The sequence below is a fragment of the Pseudoalteromonas porphyrae genome, from assembly GCF_001298125.1.
Taxonomy (GTDB): domain Bacteria; phylum Pseudomonadota; class Gammaproteobacteria; order Enterobacterales; family Alteromonadaceae; genus Pseudoalteromonas; species Pseudoalteromonas neustonica.
Window position 1 is genome coordinate 60,038 of sequence record NZ_LHPH01000002.1, and the last position, 23,523, is coordinate 83,560.

The 23,523-nt window shown below is 41.3% G+C and carries 28 protein-coding genes; 15 read left to right on the forward strand and 13 right to left on the reverse strand.

Translation table 11 applies throughout. The features are described 5' to 3' along the window. Positions 1-32: 32 nt before the first annotated feature. From ADS77_RS02125 to zapE, 6 genes are all read right to left on the reverse strand, one after another. Positions 33-776: a cytochrome c1 gene (locus ADS77_RS02125; RefSeq protein ID WP_054452728.1), complete on the reverse strand. Its 744-nt coding sequence runs from the start codon at positions 774-776 to the stop codon at positions 33-35. Next, entirely contained in the window at positions 773-2,038 is a 1,266-nt protein-coding gene (locus ADS77_RS02130) for a cytochrome b (RefSeq protein ID WP_054204394.1), read from the reverse strand. The genes ADS77_RS02125 and ADS77_RS02130 overlap by 4 nt, the downstream gene beginning before the upstream one ends. Then, a complete protein-coding gene (gene petA / locus ADS77_RS02135) occupies positions 2,038-2,628 on the reverse strand; it encodes a ubiquinol-cytochrome c reductase iron-sulfur subunit (protein WP_054204395.1) in 591 nt (196 codons plus the stop codon). The genes ADS77_RS02130 and petA overlap by 1 nt, the downstream gene beginning before the upstream one ends. Before the next feature lie 683 nt (positions 2,629-3,311). Continuing rightward, positions 3,312-3,701: a 30S ribosomal protein S9 gene (gene rpsI, locus ADS77_RS02140; protein ID WP_054204396.1), complete on the reverse strand. Its 390-nt coding sequence runs from the start codon at positions 3,699-3,701 to the stop codon at positions 3,312-3,314. Positions 3,702-3,712: 11 nt separating this feature from the next. Then, positions 3,713-4,141 (reverse strand): 50S ribosomal protein L13, encoded by a 429-nt coding sequence (rplM, locus tag ADS77_RS02145; RefSeq protein WP_007378318.1) that lies wholly within the window; start codon positions 4,139-4,141, stop codon positions 3,713-3,715. Positions 4,142-4,528: 387 nt separating this feature from the next. Then, positions 4,529-5,617: a cell division protein ZapE gene (gene zapE / locus ADS77_RS02150; RefSeq protein WP_054204397.1), complete on the reverse strand. Its 1,089-nt coding sequence runs from the start codon at positions 5,615-5,617 to the stop codon at positions 4,529-4,531. Positions 5,618-5,760: 143 nt separating this feature from the next. On the opposite strand from zapE, the gene ADS77_RS02155 reads away from it, so the two are divergent. The 3 genes from ADS77_RS02155 to ADS77_RS02165 all read left to right on the forward strand — a co-directional run bounded on the left by ADS77_RS02155 (position 5,761) and on the right by ADS77_RS02165 (position 8,941). Beyond that, positions 5,761-6,204, forward strand: a complete 444-nt coding sequence (locus ADS77_RS02155; RefSeq protein WP_054204398.1) for a YhcB family protein — start codon at positions 5,761-5,763, stop codon at positions 6,202-6,204. 199 nt (positions 6,205-6,403) lie between these two features. Further along, positions 6,404-7,756, forward strand: a complete 1,353-nt coding sequence (locus ADS77_RS02160) for a DegQ family serine endoprotease (protein WP_054204399.1) — start codon at positions 6,404-6,406, stop codon at positions 7,754-7,756. A 102-nt stretch (positions 7,757-7,858) separates the two neighbouring features. After that, positions 7,859-8,941, forward strand: coding sequence for a trypsin-like peptidase domain-containing protein (locus tag ADS77_RS02165; protein WP_054204553.1), 1,083 nt, complete (start codon positions 7,859-7,861; stop codon positions 8,939-8,941). A 53-nt stretch (positions 8,942-8,994) separates the two neighbouring features. Here the strand turns inward: ADS77_RS02165 and murA are convergent, their stop codons facing one another. From murA to mlaF, 7 genes are read right to left on the reverse strand one after another with little or no spacing between them, the layout of a single operon-like run. Beyond that, on the reverse strand, positions 8,995-10,254 hold the full coding sequence (gene murA, locus ADS77_RS02170) for a UDP-N-acetylglucosamine 1-carboxyvinyltransferase (RefSeq protein ID WP_054204400.1): 1,260 nt from the start codon (positions 10,252-10,254) through the stop codon (positions 8,995-8,997). Positions 10,255-10,266: 12 nt separating this feature from the next. Continuing rightward, a complete protein-coding gene (locus tag ADS77_RS02175; protein WP_007378312.1) occupies positions 10,267-10,524 on the reverse strand; it encodes a BolA family protein in 258 nt (85 codons plus the stop codon). A gap of 5 nt (positions 10,525-10,529) precedes the next feature. After that, complete coding sequence (locus tag ADS77_RS02180; RefSeq protein ID WP_054204401.1) at positions 10,530-10,823, reverse strand: lipid asymmetry maintenance protein MlaB; 294 nt, start codon at positions 10,821-10,823, stop codon at positions 10,530-10,532. Continuing rightward, the gene (locus tag ADS77_RS02185) at positions 10,816-11,490 is read right to left on the reverse strand and encodes a phospholipid-binding protein MlaC (protein ID WP_054204402.1); all 675 of its coding nucleotides are present in this window, start codon (positions 11,488-11,490) and stop codon (positions 10,816-10,818) included. Before ADS77_RS02185 ends, ADS77_RS02180 begins: the two co-directional genes overlap by 8 nt. A 6-nt stretch (positions 11,491-11,496) precedes the next feature. Beyond that, positions 11,497-12,045: an outer membrane lipid asymmetry maintenance protein MlaD gene (gene mlaD, locus ADS77_RS02190; RefSeq protein ID WP_054204403.1), complete on the reverse strand. Its 549-nt coding sequence runs from the start codon at positions 12,043-12,045 to the stop codon at positions 11,497-11,499. Positions 12,046-12,059: 14 nt separating this feature from the next. Beyond that, the gene (gene mlaE / locus ADS77_RS02195; RefSeq protein ID WP_054204404.1) at positions 12,060-12,839 is read right to left on the reverse strand and encodes a lipid asymmetry maintenance ABC transporter permease subunit MlaE; all 780 of its coding nucleotides are present in this window, start codon (positions 12,837-12,839) and stop codon (positions 12,060-12,062) included. Beyond that, positions 12,839-13,654, reverse strand: a complete 816-nt coding sequence (gene mlaF, locus ADS77_RS02200) for a phospholipid ABC transporter ATP-binding protein MlaF (RefSeq protein WP_054204405.1) — start codon at positions 13,652-13,654, stop codon at positions 12,839-12,841. The genes mlaE and mlaF overlap by 1 nt, the downstream gene beginning before the upstream one ends. Before the next feature lie 243 nt (positions 13,655-13,897). Between mlaF and ADS77_RS02205 the strand changes: the two genes are divergently transcribed. From ADS77_RS02205 to mgtE, 12 genes are all read left to right on the forward strand, one after another. Next, the gene (locus ADS77_RS02205) at positions 13,898-14,869 is read left to right on the forward strand and encodes a calcium/sodium antiporter (protein WP_054452729.1); all 972 of its coding nucleotides are present in this window, start codon (positions 13,898-13,900) and stop codon (positions 14,867-14,869) included. A 25-nt stretch (positions 14,870-14,894) separates the two neighbouring features. Beyond that, entirely contained in the window at positions 14,895-15,866 is a 972-nt protein-coding gene (locus tag ADS77_RS02210; RefSeq protein ID WP_054452731.1) for a KpsF/GutQ family sugar-phosphate isomerase, read from the forward strand. Beyond that, entirely contained in the window at positions 15,866-16,417 is a 552-nt protein-coding gene (gene kdsC / locus ADS77_RS02215; RefSeq protein ID WP_054452732.1) for a 3-deoxy-manno-octulosonate-8-phosphatase KdsC, read from the forward strand. The genes ADS77_RS02210 and kdsC overlap by 1 nt, the downstream gene beginning before the upstream one ends. Further along, positions 16,414-16,968, forward strand: coding sequence for an LPS export ABC transporter periplasmic protein LptC (lptC, locus tag ADS77_RS02220; protein ID WP_054204409.1), 555 nt, complete (start codon positions 16,414-16,416; stop codon positions 16,966-16,968). Before kdsC ends, lptC begins: the two co-directional genes overlap by 4 nt. Continuing rightward, positions 16,958-17,491, forward strand: a complete 534-nt coding sequence (lptA, locus tag ADS77_RS02225; RefSeq protein ID WP_054452733.1) for a lipopolysaccharide transport periplasmic protein LptA — start codon at positions 16,958-16,960, stop codon at positions 17,489-17,491. The genes lptC and lptA overlap by 11 nt, the downstream gene beginning before the upstream one ends. After that, positions 17,488-18,213, forward strand: a complete 726-nt coding sequence (gene lptB, locus ADS77_RS02230) for an LPS export ABC transporter ATP-binding protein (protein WP_054204411.1) — start codon at positions 17,488-17,490, stop codon at positions 18,211-18,213. The genes lptA and lptB overlap by 4 nt, the downstream gene beginning before the upstream one ends. A 66-nt stretch (positions 18,214-18,279) precedes the next feature. Continuing rightward, positions 18,280-19,776, forward strand: a complete 1,497-nt coding sequence (locus ADS77_RS02235; protein WP_054204412.1) for an RNA polymerase factor sigma-54 — start codon at positions 18,280-18,282, stop codon at positions 19,774-19,776. A gap of 29 nt (positions 19,777-19,805) precedes the next feature. Then, complete coding sequence (gene hpf / locus ADS77_RS02240; protein WP_054204413.1) at positions 19,806-20,093, forward strand: ribosome hibernation promoting factor; 288 nt, start codon at positions 19,806-19,808, stop codon at positions 20,091-20,093. 4 nt (positions 20,094-20,097) lie between these two features. Next, positions 20,098-20,550 carry a PTS sugar transporter subunit IIA gene (locus ADS77_RS02245; RefSeq protein WP_054204414.1) on the forward strand — a complete coding sequence of 151 codons (453 nt, stop codon included), beginning with the start codon at positions 20,098-20,100 and terminating at the stop codon, positions 20,548-20,550. A 20-nt stretch (positions 20,551-20,570) separates the two neighbouring features. Further along, positions 20,571-21,413, forward strand: a complete 843-nt coding sequence (rapZ, locus tag ADS77_RS02250; RefSeq protein ID WP_054204415.1) for an RNase adapter RapZ — start codon at positions 20,571-20,573, stop codon at positions 21,411-21,413. Between the two features lie 14 nt (positions 21,414-21,427). Then, entirely contained in the window at positions 21,428-21,700 is a 273-nt protein-coding gene (locus ADS77_RS02255; RefSeq protein ID WP_054204416.1) for an HPr family phosphocarrier protein, read from the forward strand. A 121-nt stretch (positions 21,701-21,821) separates the two neighbouring features. Further along, a complete protein-coding gene (mgtE, locus tag ADS77_RS02260) occupies positions 21,822-23,180 on the forward strand; it encodes a magnesium transporter (protein ID WP_054204417.1) in 1,359 nt (452 codons plus the stop codon). Positions 23,181-23,523 lie beyond the last annotated feature (343 nt).

The window sequence follows — 23,523 nt, forward strand, 5'->3', positions numbered from 1 at the left end:
TATTGCAAAATTACCTTTAAATATGTTCAAACTTAATGAACATCTCTCCAGTATTCTTTCTTAAGCATGAATGCCAAGATAAACAGGATAATTAAAAATCCGATTACCTTAAGACCTAACGCTTCTGAATCAAGACGTGAAGGTTCACCCACGTATTCGAGGAAGTTAGTTAAATCACGAGCCGCTTGGTCGTATTCATCCACACTCATTTCGCCCGACCCATCTGTTTCAGTGTCAATAACTTTAGTCACAGTGTGACCATGTTCTTCAACCTGTTCAGTAATAGGTGTTGGTAAGCCTTGCAATTCTTGAAGAACGTGAGGCATACCTACCGATGGGAAAACAATATTGTTTACGCCAAACGGACGAGATTCATCTTTATAAAATGATTTTAAATACGTATAAATATAATCCGGAGATTTTACACGTGCAATTAGAGTTAGATCCGGCGGAGCCGCACCAAACCATTTTGCTGCATCATCTTTTTCCATTGCATTGGTAATGTGACTACCGACTTTTGAACCATCAAAAATTAATTGTTCAAGACCTACTTCTGTAGGAATCCCGATATCACGAAAAGTACGTTCATAACGCTGATACTCCATTTGGTGACAACCAAGGCAGTAGTTCATGAACAACTTAGCACCACGTTGCAACGAAGGCTGATCAGTTAGGTCATTTCCAGCTTCCATTAATGGAACCGAAGGACCCGCCGCCATTGCCGGCAATACGTTTATTGATAAAGCAAATAAACCGATAATTAGCTTTTTCATCATTTCGTCAACCTCTCTGGCAATGGCTTAGTTTTTTCATTCTTACTGTATACAAACAACAGCACGAAGAACATAAAGTAAGTCACAGTACAGACTTGCGAGATAATCGTTTTCATATCAGTTTGAGGAGTTGCACCCACCCAACCTAATAGAACGAAAGTAACCACAAAACCTGCAATATTCCATTTATGGAAGCCACAACGATAACGAACAGATTTAACTGTACCACGGTCAAGCCAAGGTAATAACGCAAGTACTACAATCGATGCGCCCATCGCAGCAACACCCATAAGTTTATCAGGGATTGCACGTAAGATTGCATAGAATGGCGTAAAGTACCACACTGGGAAAATATGCTCAGGAGTCTTAAGTGGATTTGCTGGCTCAAAGTTTGGCGCTTCTAAAAAGAACCCACCCATCGCTGGCATAAAGAACACAACCCAACAAAAGAAAATTAAGAAACCAACCACACCCACAATATCTTTTACTGTGTAGTAAGGATGGAACGGTATCGCATCAACAATATCTTTCTTGTCAGTGTAATACTCATGGAATTTAAATTTAGGCTTATCTTCTTCAGCTACAGAGCCTTTCTTACGCTTGATTTCAACACCGTCAGGGTTGTTTGAACCCACTTCGTGAAGTGCCACAATATGTAAGAACACTAAGATCACGATAACCAATGGCAATGCAATTACATGCAGTGCAAAGAAGCGGTTAAGCGTCGCACCAGATATTACATAATCACCACGGATCCAAAGCGTTAAGTCATCACCAATAACCGGAATAGCACCGAATAGTGAAATGATTACCTGTGCACCCCAAAACGACATTTGCCCCCAAGGTAATAAATACCCCATGAAAGCTTCAGCCATAAGTGCTAAGAAAATAAACATACCAAACAACCACAGTAATTCACGTGGTTTTTGATAAGAACCATAGATCATACCACGGAACATATGCAGATAAATAACGATGAAGAACGCTGACGCACCCGTTGAGTGCAAATAGCGTAATAACCAGCCGTATTCTACATCACGCATGATGTATTCTACTGACGCAAACGCGCCCTCAGCAGACGGGACATAGTTCATGGTTAACCAAATACCTGTAAGGATTTGGTTTACTAGCATTAACATGGCTAACGAGCCAAAGAAATACCAGAAATTAAAGTTTTTAGGTGCAGGATACTGTGCTATATGCATGTTCCAAACACGTGTCATTGGGATACGATCGTCGATCCAACCAATAATTTTACCAAACATTAGGCTACCCCTCTTTCTTCACCCACTAAAATAGTGGTCTCATCTAGAAAAGTATAAGGTGGTATTTCTAAGTTCAATGGAGCAGGTACCGATTGGAATACACGGCCAGCCATATCAAATTTAGAACCATGACATGGGCAGTAGAAACCGTCATCAGTTCCTTCTACCTTTTCACCAAATCCACCACTTAAAAACTGCGGTGAACATCCTAAATGCGTACAAATACCTACAGCGAGAAATATCTCTGGACGTAATGAACGGTAATCATTTGTTGATGATTCTAATTGTTGTGGCTCTTGCGATTGCGGATCACGAAGTTGACCTTCATGTTCTTTCATCTGCTCAAGCATTTTTGGGGTACGTGATACAACCCATACAGGTTTACCACGCCACTCGACACGTATTAATTGTCCAGGCTCAAGTTTGCTGATATCTACTTCTACAGGCGCACCCGCAGATTTAGCTCGCTCACTTGGATTCCAAGACGCAATAAAAGGAACAGCAGCCCCAGCCGCACCAACACCACCTACAACAGAGGTAGCTATGGTTAAAAAGCGACGTCGGCCATTGTCTACAGGCGCATTGCTCATCCACTTATCTCCACTATGATTCTCAACACTTGCCATATTGAGAACATCAGTTACAGCAGGTTAATTTTTCGAAATTTTAAAATAGAAGCGATCATAATTAAAACCCCTGACTAAAACAAGGTTATTAACAGCCTCATGCTCGAATAATCCCGACTTTATCAACTAATTGACTAAGTTAGCTCGAGCATAGAGCCGTCTCTATGATATGACTTTTACAAAAACAATATACTGACCAAGATCAACCTCACTAAGAGGAAGCAGAAAAACTGCACATGGTGCTGTTGAACTCACTCACATTACTTGCCAGACAATTGTAGCAAAAAAATTCATCAATTAACTGACGGATTTACACTAATTATGATAATTATTGAACTTTTTTTAGAGTTATACGCAGGAAAGGCAGTAGTAGGTTAATTATTAGGCGTATATTTAATACGAGTTTGCTGGTTACTTATAAAAAGTGCGAGTTTTCGAATACTGTAGATTTCTGTTTCAAAGGGTACACTGAGCTTTGAAGTGTTCGTGGCGTTCTTTTACCCATGGGTTTCGTGATACCCAACCCACGCTACGGTGTATTGGTTGACACTGTACTACTCGCTAACTTTACTCTCGCTAGCTTTTATAGCTCAAAAAACAAAAAACCCAGCATAAGCTGGGTTTTTGAATTCTTGATAACGTAAATATTAACGTTTTGAGAACTGTGGACGCTTACGCGCTTTCTTAAGACCCACTTTCTTACGCTCAACTTTACGTGCATCACGTGTAACGAAACCTGCTTTACGAAGTTGTGGACGTAATGACTCGTCAAACTCCATAAGTGCACGAGTGATACCGTGACGGATAGCACCAGCTTGACCAGTAGTACCACCACCAGAAACGGTGATGTAAAGATCAAACTTTTCAGTCATATCAACAAGCCCAAGAGCTTGATGAACAACCATGCGTGCTGTATCGCGACCAAAATACTCTTCTAAAGAGCGATTGTTGATTACGATGTTACCAGTGCCTGGGCGTAAGAATACGCGAGCACTTGAACTTTTACGACGACCTGTACCGTAGTATTGATTTGCCATGTTAGTGCTCCTTAAATGTCTAGAACCTGAGGCTGTTGTGCAGCATGGTTGTGCTCAGTACCAGTGTAAACCTTAAGTTTACGGTACATTGCGCGGCCTAAAGGACCACGTGGCAACATGCCCTTAACAGCCTTCTCGATGATCATTTCAGGCTTTGCAGCTTGAAGTTTATCAAAAGTAGTAGACTTAAGACCACCTGGAAAACCAGAGTGTGAATAGTACACTTTGTTTTTGAATTTGTTACCAGTTACAGTAACTTTTTCAGCGTTGATAACGATGATATAATCACCAGTATCTACGTGCGGTGTATATTCAACTTTATGCTTACCGCGTAGGCGATGAGCGATTTCAGTAGCGATACGACCTAAAGTTTTACCTTCAGCGTCAACTACATACCAGTCACGTTTTACTGTTTCCGGTTTAGCAACAAACGTTTTCATTTATAAAAATCCAATGTTTTTCAATTAAAACCACAGGTAATTATTATTAATTACCGCTCTAAATGTTTGCTCCAACCCCTTCGAGTTTAAGACTTGTGCGCCATTCAAAAGAGGCTAATCTAATGAAGGCAATAGAACGCAACGTGGCAGACGCGGGAGTATACCAGCACTTTTACCACATTGCTACTCAACGGTTGTTTTTTCCGCAAGAAATTTGTTCTATAAGCTATAAGCTATAAGCTATAAGCTATAAGCTATAAGCTATAAGCTATAAGCTATAAGCTATAAGCTATAAGCTATAAGCTATAAATTTTGTTCGTATTAACTTACGTGTCAAGAAAAGCTTGCCTTAACTGACAGCTGACGGCTGACGGCTGACGGCTCAGACTACGCCAAATGCTCTCTTGCTAAATACTCTAACGACTGCATTTCTTGCAATCGACTAATACAACGCTTGAACTCAAAATTAAGATTTCCTTGCGTGTATAACTCAGTGATTGGTTTTTCTGCTGAGATGATCAATGTTACGTGGCGCTCGTAAAACTCATCGACCAATGCAATAAAGCGACGTGCTGCATCATCATTACTTTGCCCGAGTTGTTTTACGTTCGATAAAATCACCGTATTATATAATCGGCTTATTTCCATGTAATCAACTTGGCTACGTGCGCTTTCACACAGCTCAGCAAAATCAAACATCACAATACAATCGGATACTTTGCGGGTTTTGATCATTCGCCCTTCTATTTGTATAGAAGTATCGAGCTTGCCAGGCTCTGGCGATAGCTTATCAAAATACTCAAACAAGTTTTTATCAGCTTGCTCATCCAACGGGCTATGAAATATCTCAGCCTGCTCCAAAGTACGTAATCGGTAATCAATACCCGAATCCACATTCACAATTTCAGTGTTTGCATTTACGAGTGCTATTGCTGGTAAAAAACGAGCTCGCTGCAGGCCATTGCGATATAATTCGTCAGGCACAATATTGGACGTTGCCACTAAAACGATACCACGAGCAAATAATGCTTCCATTAAACCGCCAAGTAGCATGGCATCTGTGATGTCTTGTACAAAAAATTCGTCAAAGCAGATAATGTCAGTTTCAGCTTTGAGAATATCAGCCACCACTTCAAGTGGATCAGCCGTTTTATTGAGCTTTTTAAGCTCATCGTGAACACGGTGCATAAAGCGATGGAAATGCACGCGCATTTTCCGTGTTCCCGGTAGCGCCTCATAAAAGGTGTCGACTAAATAGGTTTTACCGCGACCCACACCACCCCAAAAGTACAAACCTTTTATAGGAGCCGTGCTATCTTTACTAAATAGCTTCGCAAACCAACCTTGAGTCGCAGGTTTTTGAGTCGTTAAATCATCGTATAACCTTTGTAGGTGACGCACTGCATTTTCTTGTGCGGCATCATAAACAAAGTCATCACGCTGTAGATCTTGTTGGTATTTTTGCCAAGGAGTCATAGATTATTACAATAAAACACGGTTTAATTTGCGCAATATATTAACACGCATCGTAACTCGGGGTATATTATCCGCAGCAGAAATTATTTTTGAATATACGCTTTATGCGTAATTTTAGTTATTTTCCCAAAGGGGTAGAATTTATGGGTACAGTTACTTGGATCGGCATTATTATTATTGTGGCAGTTGCGGCGTTTTTCCTCGGCGCATTTGTAACTAAAAAGCAATTTAAACAAGATGAGCTAGAACAACAGGCTGAACAGGCAAAAAATGCACTAGAGCAATATCGTCAAGATGTTGCCGATCATCTAGCAAGTACAGGTAAGCTCGTTAATAAGATGAAAGACAATTATGATCAGCTACTTGATCACGTTGAAGAAACAAACAAATTACTCGTTAATGATAAAAAGCAGCACCCTGCTGAACCATTTTTCTCTAAAGAAACCACAGAACAATTACAACGCTCATTAAAAGAGCGTCAGAGCGATCGCTCATCTGCTCATGCACAACCAGCTGACTATGTATCAGGTGAGTCAGGGTTATTTGCAGGCGAGAATAAAGAGCCTGAATCAGCGAAAGCGTCTTAGTAATTTCAAATATTCTAAAGTGTCTTGATGAACTTTTATTTGACCCCATAGTCTGTAGATAGAGCAGCTTATGTTTTATATGCATACCTAAAGACACTGAAATATATTTTCCAGTGCATTAGATACAACATTGATAAAAGGCTGCATTTGCAGCCTTTTTTGTGTGTGTTTTTTCTGTAAAGTGGAGTAAACCCTGACTATGAAAATGAAATTATCGTTAATCAGTGCAGCTATGGTATCTGCCAGCTTGTTATTAACCCCTGCAATCTCAGTGGCTAAAATGCCTATCGCAGTAAATGGTCAACAATTACCAACTTTAGCGCCCATGCTAGAACAAATAACGCCTGGTGTTGTCAGTATCCAAGTTTCTGGTTCAAAAGAAGTGCGCCGTCGCGGTGACCCGCTCGACTTCTTTTTTGGCAATCCACAACCGCGCAGCCAAAAGCGCCAATTTAGCGGTTTAGGCTCCGGTGTAATTATTGACGCCAAAGAAGGTTACGTTGTTACAAACAACCATGTAGTACAAGATGCGCAAACCATGCTTGTTACGCTTGAAGATGGCCGCGAATATGAAGCGAAGAAAATTGGCAGCGATAAAGAATCCGATATCGCCCTTTTACAAATAGACGCTGAAGACTTAATCGAAGTGAAACTTGCTAACTCTGATCAACTTCGCGTTGGTGACTTTGCGGTGGCGATTGGTAACCCATTTGGCTTGAGTCATACGGTAACATCAGGAATCGTTAGCGCTCTTGGCCGCAGCGGCTTAAATATAGAAGGTTACGAAGACTTCATTCAAACTGATGCAGCTATAAACCAAGGTAATTCCGGTGGCGCATTGGTTAACTTAAATGGCGAGTTGATTGGTATTAATACCGCTATTTTAGGCGCATCTGGTGGCAATGTAGGGATTGGCTTTGCAATTCCTTCCAATATGATGAAAAACCTCGTCGATCAAATTGTTGAACATGGCGAAGTACGTAGAGGCTCATTAGGTATATCTGGCCGCCCTCTCGATGCAGGCCTTGCCAAAGCGCAAAAGCTAGATGTAAAACAAGGTGCTTATGTGATGAAGGTCACTGATGATTCAGCTGCAAGTAAAGCAGGGATCCAAGCAGGTGATGTAATTGTTAGTATAGATGGCACAGATATAAGTGGCTTCCATGAGCTACGCAGTAAAATTGCGACTCTGGGCGAAGGTAAAAAAGTTAAATTGGGAATTTATCGCGATGGTAAAATCAAAACGATAAAAGTAACTCTTGATGGTGCAGCAGGTCTAACAGCCGCTGGTGACGAACTACATCCTGCATTCCAAGGTGCAACTCTCGAAAGCGTACAGAAAAATGGCGCTAAAGGAATTGAATTAACATCTGTCGATCCTCGTTCTCCATCAGCAAGAGTGGGACTTGAGGAAGGCGACATTATTATGCAAGTGAATCGTCAACGTGTCGAATCGATTCGTGATATGAACAAAATCATCGAAAACACCAAGGGAAATATTGTGCTTGGCGTAAAACGAGGCCGCGAATCTGTATTTGTACTCATTCAGTAAGCAATAAACACATTTAATAACATAAAAAATAACAGTGGTACTTGCCGCTGTTATTTTTTTTGTGCCATCATAAAGGGAATGCCCACTAATAATAAGAAAACCGTGCTGAAATTCTTTAAGTTTGTCCTTCCACCACTTTTTGCAGGCCTTGGGATTGCGTTTTTAGTGGTGTTTTTTAGCCCTAACATGCGAGCGTCACTACTACCTAACGTCCCCTTGCCCAGCGCAATGAGTGCACAACATCTTAGCTTTGCTGATGCAGTGCAACGTGCTGCACCTTCTGTTGTCACTATCTTTTCAGAAAGCATTTCTAGCCAACCTCGTTATAAGCGCCAAAATACCGTAAGGGAGTTAGGTTCAGGGGTAATAATGTCTAGTGACGGGTACATTTTAACGAACTATCATGTCATTAATAATGCTGATCAAATTATTGTAATTTTAACCGATGGCCGACGCTTTTTTGATGTGCAGTTAATTGGCTTTGATACCATTACTGATTTAGCGTTATTAAAAATTAATGTAGAGCATTTGCCTGTTATTCCTATCAGTGAGCGATTCTCGCCCCGCGTTGGTGATGTAGTGCTGGCAATAGGTAACCCATTAAACCTTGGCCAAACAATTACCCAAGGGATTATAAGTGCTACAGGTAAGCAAAAAATCACCGATAGTCCCTATAATAACCTGCTACAAATGGATGCTGCGATTAATGTCGGTAATTCAGGTGGTGCACTGGTTAATTCTAATGGCGACTTGGTAGGCATTACTTCCGCACAATTTAAAACCCGTGAGAATTTAGATATTCAGGGTATTTTCTTTGCTGTGCCTTATTCATTGGCGAAAGAAGTTATGGATAAACTGATCCGCCATGGTCGTGTTGTTAGAGGTTACTTAGGCTTTACGGGTACTGCCGTAGATACGACTGGCAAAGAAGTAAGTGATAACTTTACACCGGTTTCAGGGCTGCGTATTACTAATTTAGACCCGTTAGGTCCAGCATGGCAAGCGGGCATCAAAGAGCAAGATATTGTTATTAAAATTGCGGGGGTGAGCGTATCTAACCCACAACAAACATTGAGTACCATAGGAAACTCAGAACCCGGTGAAAAAATTGAGTTTGAGCTTTATCGTGACGGAAAAATTCAAAAAGTAATGCTGACAGTTGCAGAGCTAGAAACCAAGTTATAAAAACCTAGGGTCCTAGGACCCTGGAACCCTGGAACCCTAGGACCTAGAACCACTTAACTACTTCTACGCTTAATATTTGCACCCAACGCACTCAGCTTATCTTCGATACGCTGATAACCACGATCTACATGATAAATACGGTCAACAACCGTTTCACCTTGCGCAACAATACCGGTCAAAATTAAGCTTGCAGATGCACGTAAGTCGGTTGCCATTACCTGTGCGCCGCTCAAGCTTTTAGTGTCGCCACAAATTGCAGTGTTACCTTCTAAGCGAATATTAGCGCCCATACGTTGCAGTTCAGGGACATGCATAAAGCGGTTTTCAAAAATCGTTTCTGTGATTGTTGCGCTGCCATTTGCAACCACATTTAACGCGGTAAACTGGGCTTGCATATCAGTTGGAAAACCCGGATGAGGCATGGTTTTGATATTAACTGCTTTTAACTCGCGGCCACGCATATCTAAATAAATGCTATCGCTATGAACTTCAACTAATGCATTAGCGGCGCGTAATTTTTCAATGACTGGCTCAAGGCTATGAAAATCTGTTAACTTACATAACACTTCGCCGCCAGCCATCGCTGCGGCAACCAAAAACGTACCGGTTTCAATGCGATCAGGTAAAATGCGGTGCTCACACCCACTTAGCTTTTCGACACCTTCAACTTCTATACGACTAGTGCCTGCTCCGGTGATTTTTGCACCCATTGCAGTTAAGCAAGTAGCTAAATCAACAATCTCAGGTTCACGAGCCGCATTCTCTAATACTGTTTTACCATCAGCAAGCGTTGCCGCCATTAATAAGTTTTCAGTGGCTCCGACGCTAACCATTTCCATATAAATTTCAGCGCCTTTGAGTCGCCCATCAACGGTGGCATTGATATAACCATTTTCAACGTTAATCGTCGCGCCCATGCGCTCTAAACCTTGAATATGAATATCAACTGGGCGCGCACCAATAGCGCAACCACCAGGCAATGATACTTGCGCTTGACCAAAACGAGCAACCAAAGGTCCAAGTGCAAGCACTGATGCACGCATTTGTTTAACAAGCTCATAAGGGGCAAGTGTTTTATCAACTTTGCCACCATCAATTATAAGCTGATCGCCATGCCATTGTATTTCTGCGCCAAGCGTTTTTAATAGTGCTTCAGTAGTGCCGATATCACGTAAGCGAGGGACATTGTTAAATGTGCTTTTACCCTGTGCTAACAATGCAGCAAATAAAATAGGTAAAGCTGCATTTTTAGCGCCTGAAATAGTGACTTCACCGGCAAGCCCGGTTCCACCCTGAATTACAAATTGATCCATGAGGAAACCTTTTTATTGAGGTAAAATGAATTTTTGTTCGCGCTTCCACTCTGTCGGGGTAAAAGCCCGAATCGATACCGCATGGATCGTGCCGTCAGAAATCGTATTCATTAACGGGCCATAAACTAGCTGTTGTTTTTTTACACGGCTTAATCCGTCAAAACATTCACCTACAGCAATCACTTCATAATGACTACCGTTGGCTTTAACATGTACTTCGGCTAATTGCAGTTCGTCGCGCAATAAAGTTTCAACTTGGCTAGTTTCCATAACTCTCACTCAAATAGGTTTGTGACCTGCCCCAACTGCATTAATTTTTGCAATTGTTCAGGGATATTTTGCAATTCAAGGCGTATGCCTTGTTGCTTTAATTCTGCGAAAGAGTGAATTAACCAAGCTAAGCCCGCTGTGTCAACCCTAGATACCTCAGAAAGGTCAAAATACCATGTTTTATGGTTACTTTGTGAGTGTTTATTAACAAGTGGTTCAGCTGAAATTGAATTTCGGGTCAATTCTCCACTGACCCGAAACTGCGCATCACTGAGTTTAGTGACGGTGACTTTACTCATCACCACCTTCACCTCTAAACTGCACTGGTAATGTGCTTTTTTGCTCAAGTAAGTTACTTACATGCTCAATACCTTGCTGGCGCAAGATACCTTGAAATTCACTTTGCTTGGCATCTAGTAAGCTAATACCTTCAGCAACCATATCATAAGCACGCCATTCACCACTTCGATCTTCACGTACTTTGAAATCTATTTTGATTTCTGGCTTACCCGGCTCAACAATTTTAGTTTTAACTAATACGACGTCTTGTCCTGCAAACGCCTTACTTTGGCCAAACTCAACTTGCTGATTAGTGTATTGAGTAAAAACCCCCGCATAAGTCGCTACTAAATACTGCTGAAAAACATCAATAAAACGTTTAATGTCTTCAACTGCTTGCTTTTGCTCTGCTGGATCTTTAATTGCACGCACTTTTGATACATGACTGCCTAGTACACGTAATGCCGCATACTTGTAATCTATATAAGGCATAAGCTCTTCACTAACAATCACACGCAGGTGCTCGTTGTCTTGTTTAATTAAAGCCTGATCGCGCGTAATACGCTGAAAAGTGTTATCAGATACTTGGCGGACCATTTTATATGGGTCTTTCAAATCAACTGCATCACTGGCTACACTAACGGCGCTGACGGTCAACGCTAAAACCATTAAAAACTTTTTAAACATAATAAATTACTCGCCACCTTGATTGAATAAAAACTGCCCAATTAACTCTTCAAGCACTAATGCAGACTTAGTATCAGTGATGTAATCACCATCATTTAGTGCCTTACTTTCCACACCAAATAATTCATCTAATCCTAAATCTTGATCGTTACTGGTTACTTCCTGACCCATACAGCGCTGCTCTGCAGATTTAGGCGCTATCACTGGGTTAATACCTAAATACTGCTCGCCTAAAATACCTGACGTTAAAATAGAAACCGAACTGGTATCTGAAAAGCGACACTGATATAGGGCATCTATTGTCATATCTACCACAGGTAAAAACTCCTGAGGATGAACCGAGATAGCTTCAACACGGCCAATAACAACACCACCGACCTTGATTGGCGCACGTGCTTTTAATGAGCCAATATTTTCAAATTTAGCTTTTAACTGATAGGTTTCACCGCTACCGCTGATCCCTGCGTTTGCGACCTTTAATGCCAACATGGCAAATGCAGCAATTCCTAACGCTACAAAAAAGCCAACTAAAATTTCTAATTTCCGTGAATTCATTATTTATACCTTTATTAGTTGGTAAACATTACCGCAGTCAAAATAAAATCAAACCCTAAAACAGCCAACGATGAGTGCACAACCGTTTCTGTCGTTGCTTTACTGATCCCCTCTGAAGTCGGTATGCAGTCATATCCTTTATAAAGTGCTATCCAAGTAACGACGATGGCAAATACAAAACTTTTTATCATGCCATTTAAAATATCTTGTTGGAACGATACTTGAGATTGCATAATTGACCAAAAGCTACCGGTATCTACGCCTAGCCAATCAACACCAACAAGATGCGCACCAATTATTGCTACCGCAGAGAAAATTAATGCCAGTAATGGCATGCTGATAAAGCCAGCCCAAAAACGCGGCGCAATAATACGTTTAAGCGGATCAATTGCCATCATTTCAAGGCTCGATAATTGCTCTGTCGCTTTCATCAACCCTATTTCGGCGGTTAATGCACTACCTGCGCGCCCAGCAAATAATAATGCGGTCACTACCGGGCCTAATTCTCGTAATAAGCTCAATGCCACTAACGGGCCCAAGCTATCTTCTGCACCGTAGCCCACCAAAACCGTATAACCTTGCAGCGCAAGCACCATACCTATAAACAGCCCTGACACCATAATAATCAGCAGTGACTGCGAACCTATCATGTATAACTGACGAATTAATAGCGGGGTACCTTTTCTAAAGTTAGGTATATTCCACAAGGCACCAACTAACATTTGCGTTGAACGCCCTAACGCCGCAAAACGACCTAAAGCTTTATGGCCTAGCTTTTGAAGTAAATCAAACATCAGCTATGCACTCCGAGTAACTCTTCATCGTATGGTTGAGCAGGAAAATGAAATGGCACTGGACCATCTGACAAGCCTTTTAAAAACTGTTGCACTAACGGTGATTCATGATTACGCATTTCATCAGGCGTGCCACACCCTATTACGCCTTGATCAGCAATAATGATCACGTGGTCAGCAATGCTCATCACTTCAGTAACGTCATGAGTCACTATCAACGATGACAAACCTAACACCTGGTTTAACGACTTAATCAATTTCACCAATACTCCCATTGAGATTGGATCTTGCCCTGCAAATGGCTCGTCATACATTATCAACTCAGGATCAAGCGCAATTGAACGTGCCAGCGCTGCTCGGCGTGCCATACCACCTGATAATTCTGAAGGCATAAGATCTTGTGCGCCACGCAAGCCCACAGCCTGCAACTTCATTAATACAACAAGGCGAATTAAATCTTCACTTAAGCGGGTATGTTCTCGTAGTGGAAACGCGATATTGTCAAACACTGACATATCGGTAAACAATGCTCCACTTTGAAATAACATGCTCATTTTGGTTCGCGCAGCATAAAGCTCTTTACGCGACATGGTCGGGATATTATCGCCTTCAAACAAAATAGTGCCATTATCTGGTTTTAACTGACCGCCAATCAAACGTAGCATCGTCGTTTTACCAATGCCGCTAGGGCCCATAATCGCCGTTATTTTGCCTTTTGGAACACTGAAACTCATATTTTTATATATGCTTCTGTTGCCCCGTGAAAAGCTCACATCCTTGATTTCTACTATTGGTTGCGACAAGTCGCTCTCCATTACTATTTTCCTAGTTTTGCTATTTTAAGGGTTTTTCCACCAAGATGGAAAAAACAAATCGTAAAATTTTGTAATATTTAATGTAAAAGTAACCTCGCTTACATATTCACCTCTAAATACCTCCTTACTACGTTACTTTTAAAGGCAAATCTAACAAGTTGACCTGATTCTTTTATTTATACTTTCAGGTTGGCTTTTGTTACTATTTGCAGCCATCTCATTTTGAATAATTGGCGTAATATAATGGTGACTTCATTTGTCATTTTAATTCTTGGTTTTGCAGCTCTGGTTTGGAGTGCTGATCGCTTTGTTTACGGTGCTGCTGCATTAGCTAAAAACTTAGGGATCCCTACTTTAATTATCGGTTTAACGGTTGTTGCAATGGGCTCATCCGCACCTGAAATGATGGTGTCAGCCTCTGCTGCACTCGCTGGTAAAACTGACACTGCAGTGGGTAATGCTGTAGGGTCAAATATCACCAATATTCTTTTAGTACTTGGTATTACAGCATTATTCAGACCTTTATCTGTTTCTTCAACGACTTTAAAACGTGAAATGCCCCTTGTGTTGTTAGTATCAATTGCCGCTTGGTACATTTTTTCTGATAACTATTTTTCATTTTTTGAAGGTATTGCGCTAGTTATTGGCTTTGTTGTTTTTATTGCCGGTCTTATCCTTGTATCTATTCGAGCAAAAAACGAAGCAGATGACCCGTTTGTTAGCGAAGCATGTGAAGATGTGCCAGACAATGTAACAACTAAGTCGGCGCTTTTTTGGTTAGTCATTGGCATGATATTACTGCCAGTAAGTTCGCATTTTTTAGTTGGTTCAGCCGTTGACATAGCACAGTACTTTGGTTTGAGTGACTTAGTTATCGGTCTAACAATTATTGCCATTGGTACAAGCTTGCCAGAACTTGCAGCATGTATTGCTGGGGTCCTTAAAAAAGAAGATGACTTAGCTTTAGGTAATATCGTTGGTTCAAACTTATTTAACATATTAGCCGTATTGCCACTGGCTGGTATTATAAACCCATCGATCATTGACCCTTCGGCAGCAAACCGCGATGCATTAATAATGATTGGTGCAACCATCGCATTAATTGCCATGTCCTTGAGTTTTAGAGGGTCACGACGTATTACTCGAGTAGAAGGTGGCATATTACTGATCTCATTTTTAGTATACCAAGGTTATATTTTCAGCCAAGTTGCTTAATGCACCTCATAAAATGGATAACACAATGACGCAGTTAAATTTTATTGAACAAGGTAAACGAGTCCTTGAAATAGAACGCCAAGCCCTTGCTGATATTGCTCAATACCTTGATCATAATTTTAATCAAGCCTGCCAACTAATGTATCAATGCAGCGGTCGGATTATTGTCGTAGGCATGGGTAAATCTGGCCATATTGGTAATAAAATAGCGGCAACGTTAGCCAGCACAGGTACCCCTGCTTTTTTTGTACATCCAGGAGAGGCAAGCCACGGCGATTTAGGTATGATCACACGTGATGATGTGGTTATTCTTATCTCTAATTCAGGTGAAACCAGTGAAGTATTAAACATTATCCCGGTCATAAAGCGCCTTGGTGCAAAAATGATCGCAATGACCGGCAATCCTGACTCATCAATGGCTACATGGGCTGATGTTCACGTATGCGTTAAAGTAAGCCAAGAAGCATGCCCGCTTGGCCTTGCCCCAACAGCAAGCACAACAGCCACGCTTGCTATGGGGGATGCAATGGCAGTTGCCCTACTGGAAACGCGAGGTTTTACTGCTGACGACTTTGCACTATCACACCCTGGTGGAAGTTTAGGCAAACGCTTATTGCTGTGCTTAAAAGATATTATGCATACTGGCAATACAACGCCTATCATCAAAGACACGCAATGTATTAAAGACGCGTTAATTGAAATGTCGGCTAAAGGCTTGGGCATGACCGCTATAGTTGATAATTCGGGTCAACTTGCTGGCTTGTTCACAGATGGTGATTTGCGCCGAATTTTAGAGCAACGAATTGATATTCACAGTACTTTAATTAGTCACGTAATGACCCGTTCTTGCACAACAGCTACAGCCGATATGCTAGCAGCCGAAGCGCTTAATATCATGGAGAATAAACGCATTAATGGCTTAATTGTCATTGATGAAAATCACCACCCTATTGGCGCACTTAACATGCAAGATTTGCTAAAAGCAGGAGTTTTATAATGCAATTTGCAGACTTATACCAACCACTTTCAGACGATGCGCAAACCCGCGCCAAAAAAGTTAAATTACTTATTTGTGATATTGACGGGGTATTCTCTGATGGCCGTATTTATCTTGGTAACCAAGGTGAAGAACTAAAAGCCTTCAATACTAAAGACGGTTTTGGTATCAAAGCGCTTATCAATAGTGGTTTTGAAGTAGCCGTGATCACAGGCCGCCATTCACAGATAGTTCAGCAACGAATGACTAGCCTAACTGTACCGCATATCTACCAAGGCCAAGAAAACAAGTTGCACGCTTATCAAGAGCTAAAAGATAAACTCCAGTTAAGTGACGAACAAATTGCCTATATCGGCGATGACGGTCCTGATTTACCGGTCATGGAACTGGTTGGCTTTGCAGTTGCTGTAAATGACGCACACCCGCTAATTAAGCGACTATCACATTACACAACAATGCTACCCGGTGGCTTTGGTGCAGTACGCGAGCTAACCGACTTATTAATGCTAGTTAATGGAAAATCATTGACCAGTGAAGGGACTAGCTCATGAATAGTGCGCGTTTAATATTAAGCGTATTATTTATAGGTTTTATGGCGTGGTTGTGGCTCCCGTACTTTAGCCAAACAACGACCACGGTAAAAAATCAAGAAGATGTGATAGCAAAACCTGATTATACCGCGGTCGAATTAAAGCAAACCGCATTTGATGAGCAAGGTAAAATTAGCCACAAAGTAACCGCAGCAAAAATGGAACTTTATCAGCAGTTAGGATTTACTTACTTTGAAAAGCCTATTTTTACTTTATATAATCAACAGCAAACGTGGCAAATCAATGCGCAAGAAGCCACATTATATGAAAATAACCAGTTGATTTTAGAAGGCAATGTTGTTGCTAAAAATCTCACAAACAACGCAATGATTAAGCATATTAATGCCGATAATATCTTGGTTGATATTGAACAACAAACCATGAGTTCAGAACAGCCTGTTGAATTAATCGGACCAAATTTAAAGACCACCGGACGCGGCCTTAGAGCCGACTTAAAAGCCGAAGTGGTAGAACTTATTAACCATACGCGAACCATATATTATGACCAATAAATTTGCTCACTTACTTGTAATACCTAGCTTGTTCATTGCCCTTTCAAGCTTTGCTGAAGGTACTCTTCCACTTGCAGACCAAGTATCGATAAGCGCTGATAAACAGCTTGCACAGCTGAAAAAAAATGTCGGTATTTTTGAAAAAAACGTAGAGATAATCCATGGTAATCGTCGTATCACAGCTGATCACCTAGAAGTGCACAAACGTGAAGATTTAGGTGATAATAAGCAGCTGCTTGTTGCCACTGGAAGCCCTGCATACTTTGAAGAAAAACAAACAGATGGCACAATTATGAGCGCCAGCGCCAATGAGGTTCGTTACGATGTTGATAAACGCTATTTAACTTTAATCGGTAACGCCCAAGTCACTCAAGCAGGTCAAAAGATTAATGCCAAAAGTATTACATACGACATGGACCAACAATTAATTAGCGCTGAAAAAGATGAAAATTCAGACGAACGAGTGCATACAATATTAGTCCCAGTAAACACTAAAAAAGATAACGAAAAAGGTCAGCCATGAGCACATTAAAAGCTGAGTTTTTAGCAAAAAGTTATAAAGGCCGCCAAGTCGTAAAAAATGTAGGCTTAGAAGTCAGCGCTGGTAGCATTGTTGGCTTACTTGGCCCTAATGGCGCAGGCAAAACCACCACTTTTTACATGATTGTAGGATTAGTGCCAAGCGACAAAGGTAAAATAAGCATAGATGATAACGACATCACCTTATTGCCAATGCACAGCCGTGCACGTTTAGGGATTGGCTATTTACCGCAAGAATCTTCGATATTTCGCAAACTGACCGTTTACCAAAACCTGATGGCGATACTCGAAACCCGTAAAGAGCTAAATAAACAAGCTCGTGAAGAAGCGCTTGATGGCTTACTTGATGAATTTAGCATTCAGCACATCCGCGATAGTCAAGGTATGGCATTATCTGGTGGTGAACGCCGTCGCGTTGAAATTGCTCGCGCTTTAGCCGCAAACCCTAAATTTATTCTGTTAGATGAGCCTTTTGCTGGCGTTGATCCTATTTCGGTGTTAGATATAAAGAAGATTATTGAACATCTTAAAAACCGTGGGATAGGCGTACTTATTACCGACCACAATGTACGAGAAACCCTTGATGTTTGTGAAAAAGCCTACATAGTTTCTCATGGGGAGTTAATTGCATCAGGCACTCCTGAGCATGTACTTGCCGACCAAACAGTCCGCGACGTTTATTTGGGTGAGCAATTTAGGCTATAAAGCCACGCCCGGCTAAGGTTCTGCTAGACTTAATTATGACAACAATAAAAGGATTGTTAGAGATACATGAGGCAATCACTCCAGCTGCGCATGGGCCAGCAACTTACAATGACACCACAGCTACAACAAGCTATTCGTTTGTTACAGTTGAGCACATTAGATCTTCAACAAGAGATCCAAGAAGCACTAGATAGCAATCCATTACTTGAGGTCGATGAAAATGACTTTGGTGATGAATCAGGTGGTAAGAACGAACAAAAACAAGATACTGATGATCAAACTGTCAGTGCCTCAGCTGATGACACGCCAAGTGAATACGAACAAGAAAGCAGTGAAGCGCTAGCAAAAGATACCGTAAGCGACGAAATGGCGATGGATGTTACATGGGATGAATACATGAGCGCCGCACCAAGCTCTTCATCAGGGCCAATGCCTGAAGATGAATCTATTTATCAAGGCGCTTCATCTGAAACCCTCCACGATCACCTTATGTGGCAACTACAGCTGACTCATTTTAGTCCGACTGACGAAGCTATCGCGATAGCCATTGTCGAAGCGGTTGATGACTCAGGTATTCTTACACTAAGCTGTGAAGACATTGCTGAAAGCCTAAACAAAGGTAATAACGAAGAAGAAATTGAACTTGATGAAGTTCAAGCGGTATTAAAGCGTATTCAGTTATTTGATCCGGTCGGTATTGCTGCACGCAGCCTACCTGAATGTTTATGTATTCAGCTAAATCAATTTGATCCTGCAACGCCTTGGATTGCCGAAACAAAAATGATTTTAACTGATCATATCGATTTATTAGCTAGTCGCGACTATCGTACTTTGATGAAAAAGACTAAGCTAAAGGAAGATGAACTAAAAGAAGTAATGACACTCATCCACAGCCTTAATCCAAAGCCTGCGGATACCATAGTTCGAGAAGAGTCAGAGTACGTTATTCCCGACGTGTCAGTGAAAAAAATTAAAGGCCGCTGGGTGGTAGAGCTCAACCCAGATAGCATGCCAAAAATTAGAGTTAACAGCCAATATGCGGCGATGTCGCGCTCAGTAAAATCGAGCACTGACAGCCAATTTATTCGCTCTCATTTACAAGAAGCTAAATGGTTTATAAAAAGCCTAGAAAGTCGTAATGACACATTACTCAAAGTAACTAACTGCATTGTTAAACAGCAGCAAGGTTTTTTTGAGCATGGCCCCGAGGCTATGCGACCTATGGTATTAAACGATGTTGCTGAAATGGTTGAAATGCATGAATCAACAATCTCCCGGGTAACAACCCAGAAGTACATGCATACACCACGTGGTATTTTTGAGTTAAAGTATTTTTTCTCAAGCCATGTCAGTACCGAAAATGGCGGAGAATGCTCATCGACAGCAATTCGTGCACTCATAAAAAAATTGATTGCAGCAGAAAACTCAGCTAAACCATTGAGTGATAGTAAAATTGCAGATATATTGGCAGAGCAAGGTATCAAAGTAGCTAGACGAACAATAGCAAAGTACCGTGAATCGCTAGCTATTCCACCGTCAAATCAACGTAAAAGCTTGATTTAAGGCGTAAAACCACAAGAAGGAAAATGCTTATGCAACTAAATTTAACTGGTCGTCACGTAGAAATTACTGATTCATTAAGAGACTATGTAAACAATAAGTTTGCGAAGCTTGAGAGGCATTTTGATCACATCAACAATGTCCATGTTATTCTTGACGTAGAAAAGCTCAACCAAAAAGCAGAAGCAACATTACATGTCAGTGGCGCAGAGCTATTTGCCTCAACGCAGCACCAGGACATGTATGCCGCGATTGACGGGCTCATCGATAAACTCGACCGTCAAGTTATCAAACACAAAGAGAAGCACGCTCGACACTAACACTATGAAACTAAGTTCACTTACTTGTCAGGACTGCAGTAAAGCTGCGGTCCTTTTTAATAGCAAAAAACGTATCCTCGAATTTATCAGCCAATTGGCTCATGAACGGCTTCCTCACTTATCACAACAAGACATATTGAGTGCTCTATTAAATAGAGAAAAATTAGGTAGTACAGGTATTGGCCGTGGTATCGCGATCCCGCATGGTCGCATGAGTGGCGCACAAGAACCACTCGCTTTAATTTTAGTAAGCGAACAACCAATCAATTTTGATGCCATTGATAATCGCCCCGTCGATATTTTTGTTGCACTCATCGTACCTGACGGTGACAGTGAACTTCATTTAAAGACGTTGGCTACAATTGCTGATAAACTCAACGACAAAGAGTTTTGTAAACAAATACGTAGCGCAAAAACAGACCAAGATCTATATCAAGTAATTGTTGAACAGTCGTAGTTAAAAGAAGGAGAGTTTACATGGAATTAATTATCATCAGTGGGCGCTCAGGGTCAGGTAAATCTGTCGCTTTGCGTGTATTAGAAGACCTTGGCTATTATTGTGTTGATAATATCCCTGTAAACTTATTACCGTCGTTAGTGCGTAGTGTATCTGATAACTACGATAAGATTGCCGTCAGTATTGATGTGCGTAACTTACCCAAAGAACAGCAAGAGTTTAATGATATCCTTGAGTATCTTCCGGGGTTTGCAAACCCAACTCTATTTTATCTAGACAGTGACGACCAAACGCTCATTAAGCGCTTTTCTGAAACACGCCGTTTACACCCACTTTCTTTAGATTCATTGCCACTTGATTTAGCCATTAAACAAGAAAAAGTGCTATTAGATGTACTCATTACCCGCGCCGACTTTATTCTTGATACAACCGATTTAAGTGTCCACCAGCTGGCTGAATCAATTCGCGAAAAAATCTTAGGAAAAAAAGATAAAAAACTGATCATTACATTTGAGTCATTTGGTTTTAAGCATGGCATTCCTAAGGGAGCTGATTATGTATTTGATGCGCGCTTTTTACCAAACCCACACTGGGAACCTGAATTAAAGCCACTAACAGGGCTTGATCAACCGGTAAAAGATTATTTAGCGAGTCACAGCATAGTGCAAAAATTCACATGGCAAATTCAAACTTTTATGCAAACATGGTTACCACACCTTGAACGCAATAATCGTAGCTACTTAACAATTGCAATCGGCTGTACCGGTGGACAACATCGTTCAGTGTATTTAGCACAAACCATTGGCGAAAGCTTTGCAATGAGCCATAGTAATGTGAAGATTCGCCATCGCGAACAAGAATAAACAAAGAGAAACCAATGCGTTTAGAAGATACATTTTTAATAGAAAATAAGCTTGGTTTACACGCCCGTGCAGCCAGTGTATTAGCGCAACTAGCCGTGCAGTTCGATGCCAGTATTACGCTTCATCAAGATAACAAAGAAGCCGCTGGAGATAGCGTATTAGGCTTAATGTTACTTGAAAGTAGCCAAGGAAAAGAAGTAAAAGTAGTGTGCGAAGGCCCCGATGCAGAACCCGCACTAGCGGCAATAGGACAACTTATTGCACAGAAATTTAACGAGCAAGAATAGCTCGTAGTATCGCTTTACAAATTGCGATAAACTGAATAAGCATGTTGGTTATAACAATCAGCCTGCTTAATTATCGAAGTCTACCCTACCCTAAAAGTGTATTAATTATTTAAGGACGCCAATGCCTGAAGCTTTTGAACAAGATTACCCACTACAACAACTAAAACAAGTGACTAAGTCACTTAACAGTGGTCAGTTTGTTCAAGTTAGGCGTATGTTGGCAAAAACAGCCCCATGTGACACCGCATTACTGCTTGAGTCATCCCCCCATAAAACTCGTACCCAACTATGGCAACTAGTTGACCCTGATGTTCAAGGTGACGTACTCGAAGAACTCTCAGAAGATGTTCGTTTAGGTATTATCGCCCAAATGGAACCGGAGCATATTGCTGCGGCCACTGAAGACATGGGGCATGATGATTTAGGTGAAGTGCTAAGAAGCCTGCCTGACACAGTTTATCAAGACGTTGTTAGCGCAATGGATAGCCAAGACAGAGAACGCGCAACGCAAGCTCTTTCATATCAAGAGCGCTCTGCTGGTGCGCTGATGAATACAGATACCGTGACCATTCGTCCAGATGTCACTATCGACGTGGTACTTCGTTATTTACGCTTAAGAGGTGAACTACCAGAGGGCACCGATGACCTTTATGTCGTTGATAAAAACAACTGCTTTATAGGTGCCATGTCACTAACCACATTATTGACTAATTCGCCGGATAAGATCATTCGTGATTTTATGGATGAAGATTGTGAGTCCATTCCTATTTCAATGGATGAAACGGAAGTAGCCCAACTATTTGAGCGCCATAACTGGATATCAGCACCTGTTGTTGATGATAACGACCATCTACTTGGTCGTATTACAATCGATGATATCGTTGACGTTATCCGAGAAGACGCCGAGCATAGCCTGTTAAGCTTGGCGGGTCTTGATGATGAAGAAGACACCTTTGCTCCCGTATTAAAAAGCTCTAAAAAACGCTCTATTTGGCTGGGAGTTAACTTATTAACAGCACTTATGGCAGCTATTGTTGCCAGCTTTTTTGAAAACACCTTAGCAATCCTACCTATCCTTGCTGTATTGAATGGCATAGTGCCTTCAATGGGTGGCGTTGCGGGTAGCCAAACATTAACACTTGTAATACGTGGTATTGCCGTTGGTCATATAAACCAAACTAACCAACGTTTCTTACTTATGAAAGAACTCGCTATTGGCGCGATTAACGGTATTGTTTGGTCAATTCTGATAGCAGGTGTAGTCGCAATTTGGCAGTGGGACTTTAAACTTGGTGGCGTACTCGCATTTGCAATGTTTATGAATCTAGTTGCTGCGGGCATCGCTGGTGCAAGTATCCCACTGATCTTGAAAAGAATGAAAATAGATCCCGCCCTTGCTGGTAGCGTAGTACTGACAACCGTTACAGACATTGTCGGCATATTCGCATTCTTAGGAACCGCAACCTGGCTGCTCGTCTAAGAGCGTACCTACACAAATTTAAACAGTGATTTTAACCACGCCGTAGGCGGGAGTTTACCTCGCGCACTGCCTGAAACAACACAGAAAAAGCATATATCCTGCCTAGTTTATTACTTACCTAGAATCTATTACTTTCCTGGAACCAAATATCTTTTAAAAAAATTCGCGCGGCATAAAGCCCCGCCTACACAAATTTAAACTGCTATGATTTTAACCATGGCCGTAGGCGGGAGTTTACCTCGCACACTGCCTGAAACAACACAGAAAAAGCATATATCCCGCCTAGTTTATTACTTACTTAGAATTTATTACTTTCCTAGAACCAAATATCTTTTCCAAAAAA

Bases quoted from the DNA above. Each gene is read 5' to 3' on its own strand.
- ADS77_RS02125 (WP_054452728.1), bottom strand. From the start codon at position 776: ATGATGAAAAAGCTAATTATCGGTTTATTTGCTTTATCAATAAACGTA.
- ADS77_RS02130 (WP_054204394.1), bottom strand. From the start codon at position 2,038: ATGTTTGGTAAAATTATTGGTTGGATCGACGATCGTATCCCAATGACA.
- petA (WP_054204395.1), bottom strand. From the start codon at position 2,628: ATGAGCAATGCGCCTGTAGACAATGGCCGACGTCGCTTTTTAACCATA.
- rpsI (WP_054204396.1), bottom strand. From the start codon at position 3,701: ATGGCAAATCAATACTACGGTACAGGTCGTCGTAAAAGTTCAAGTGCT.
- rplM (WP_007378318.1), bottom strand. From the start codon at position 4,141: ATGAAAACGTTTGTTGCTAAACCGGAAACAGTAAAACGTGACTGGTAT.
- zapE (WP_054204397.1), bottom strand. From the start codon at position 5,617: ATGACTCCTTGGCAAAAATACCAACAAGATCTACAGCGTGATGACTTT.
- ADS77_RS02155 (WP_054204398.1), top strand. From the start codon at position 5,761: ATGGGTACAGTTACTTGGATCGGCATTATTATTATTGTGGCAGTTGCG.
- ADS77_RS02160 (WP_054204399.1), top strand. From the start codon at position 6,404: ATGAAAATGAAATTATCGTTAATCAGTGCAGCTATGGTATCTGCCAGC.
- murA (WP_054204400.1), bottom strand. From the start codon at position 10,254: ATGGATCAATTTGTAATTCAGGGTGGAACCGGGCTTGCCGGTGAAGTC.
- ADS77_RS02175 (WP_007378312.1), bottom strand. From the start codon at position 10,524: ATGGAAACTAGCCAAGTTGAAACTTTATTGCGCGACGAACTGCAATTA.
- ADS77_RS02180 (WP_054204401.1), bottom strand. From the start codon at position 10,823: ATGAGTAAAGTCACCGTCACTAAACTCAGTGATGCGCAGTTTCGGGTC.
- ADS77_RS02185 (WP_054204402.1), bottom strand. From the start codon at position 11,490: ATGTTTAAAAAGTTTTTAATGGTTTTAGCGTTGACCGTCAGCGCCGTT.
- mlaD (WP_054204403.1), bottom strand. From the start codon at position 12,045: ATGAATTCACGGAAATTAGAAATTTTAGTTGGCTTTTTTGTAGCGTTA.
- mlaE (WP_054204404.1), bottom strand. From the start codon at position 12,839: ATGTTTGATTTACTTCAAAAGCTAGGCCATAAAGCTTTAGGTCGTTTT.
- mlaF (WP_054204405.1), bottom strand. From the start codon at position 13,654: ATGGAGAGCGACTTGTCGCAACCAATAGTAGAAATCAAGGATGTGAGC.
- ADS77_RS02205 (WP_054452729.1), top strand. From the start codon at position 13,898: ATGGTGACTTCATTTGTCATTTTAATTCTTGGTTTTGCAGCTCTGGTT.
- ADS77_RS02210 (WP_054452731.1), top strand. From the start codon at position 14,895: ATGACGCAGTTAAATTTTATTGAACAAGGTAAACGAGTCCTTGAAATA.
- kdsC (WP_054452732.1), top strand. From the start codon at position 15,866: ATGCAATTTGCAGACTTATACCAACCACTTTCAGACGATGCGCAAACC.
- lptC (WP_054204409.1), top strand. From the start codon at position 16,414: ATGAATAGTGCGCGTTTAATATTAAGCGTATTATTTATAGGTTTTATG.
- lptA (WP_054452733.1), top strand. From the start codon at position 16,958: ATGACCAATAAATTTGCTCACTTACTTGTAATACCTAGCTTGTTCATT.
- lptB (WP_054204411.1), top strand. From the start codon at position 17,488: ATGAGCACATTAAAAGCTGAGTTTTTAGCAAAAAGTTATAAAGGCCGC.
- ADS77_RS02235 (WP_054204412.1), top strand. From the start codon at position 18,280: ATGAGGCAATCACTCCAGCTGCGCATGGGCCAGCAACTTACAATGACA.
- hpf (WP_054204413.1), top strand. From the start codon at position 19,806: ATGCAACTAAATTTAACTGGTCGTCACGTAGAAATTACTGATTCATTA.
- ADS77_RS02245 (WP_054204414.1), top strand. From the start codon at position 20,098: ATGAAACTAAGTTCACTTACTTGTCAGGACTGCAGTAAAGCTGCGGTC.
- rapZ (WP_054204415.1), top strand. From the start codon at position 20,571: ATGGAATTAATTATCATCAGTGGGCGCTCAGGGTCAGGTAAATCTGTC.
- ADS77_RS02255 (WP_054204416.1), top strand. From the start codon at position 21,428: ATGCGTTTAGAAGATACATTTTTAATAGAAAATAAGCTTGGTTTACAC.
- mgtE (WP_054204417.1), top strand. From the start codon at position 21,822: ATGCCTGAAGCTTTTGAACAAGATTACCCACTACAACAACTAAAACAA.